The organism is Clostridium thailandense (assembly GCF_019207025.1).
Classification (GTDB): Bacteria; Bacillota; Clostridia; order Clostridiales; family Clostridiaceae; genus Clostridium_AM; species Clostridium_AM thailandense.
Window position 1 is genome coordinate 1 of sequence record NZ_JAEEGC010000239.1, and the last position, 1,275, is coordinate 1,275.

1 protein-coding gene is annotated in these 1,275 nt (G+C 35.2%); it reads left to right on the forward strand.

What is annotated here, in order from left to right; genetic code table 11:
* Positions 1 to 1,230, forward strand: a 1,230-nt coding sequence (locus I6U48_RS29150) for a methylaspartate ammonia-lyase (RefSeq protein ID WP_218324019.1), incomplete at its 5' end; no start/stop codon positions are given.
* Between the last annotated feature and the right edge of the window lie 45 nt (positions 1,231 to 1,275).

A 1,275-nucleotide genomic window follows, 5' to 3' on the forward strand; every position in this document is an offset into this window, starting at 1 on the left:
GTTATTTGTGCAGAAGGAAAAACAGGATTTTATTTTGATGACCAAAGAGCTATAAAAAGAGGAGCAAAACATGATGGATTCACATATGTTGGAGAGCCAGTAACGGATGGATTCACTAGTGTAAGACAGGCAGGAGAAGCTATATCTGTTATGTTAGTGCTTGAAGATGGTCAGGTGGCACATGGAGACTGTGCAGCAGTTCAATATTCAGGAGCAGGCGGAAGAGACCCACTATTCTTAGCAAAGGACTTTATACCAGTAATAGAAAAAGAAATAGCACCAAAGCTTATAGGAAGAGAATTAAGCAGTTTTAAAGCTCTTGCAGAAGAATTCGATAGCATGAAGGTTAACGGAAATAGATTACATACAGCTATAAGATATGGAATATCTCAAGCTATACTAGATGCTGTAGCAAAATCACAAAAAATAACTATGGCTGAAGTTGTAAGAAATGAATATAATTCAGGAGCTGAAATTAAAAGAGTTCCAATATTCACTCAATCAGGTGACGATAGATACGATAACTCAGATAAGATGATAATAAAGGGTGCAGATGTAATGCCACATGCACTTATAAATAATGTTGAAGAAAAGCTTGGATTAAAAGGTGAAAAGCTTCTGGATTATGTTAAATGGTTAAGAGATAGAGTATTACAATTAAGAACATGTGAAGATTATAGTCCGATATTCCATATAGATGTATATGGAACAATAGGAGCTGCATTTGATTGTAATACAAAAGTTATGGCTGACTATTTAGGAACTTTAGAAGAAGCAGCAAAGCCATTTCACTTAAGAATTGAAGGACCTATGGATGTAGAAGATAGACAAAAGCAAATGGAAGCTTTGAGAGATTTAAGAGCTGAAATAGATGAAAGAGGAATAAAAGTAGAATTAGTTGCAGATGAATGGTGTAATACTGTTGAAGATGTTAAATTCTTTACTGACAATAAAGCTGGACATATGGTTCAAATAAAGACTCCAGACCTTGGAGGAGTAAACAATATTGCAGATGCTATAATGTACTGCAAAGAGCATGGTATGGGAGCTTACTGTGGAGGAACTTGCAACGAAACTAATAGATCTGCTGAGGTTACGACAAACATAGGTATGGCTTGTGGAGCAAAACAAGTACTTGCAAAACCAGGAATGGGTGTTGATGAAGGTTATATGATAGTTAACAACGAAATGAACAGAGTACTTGCATTAATAAATAGAAGAAACAAATAAGCAGATTTTAGTTGAAAAGGCGGTTTTAAAACTGCCTTTTCATAT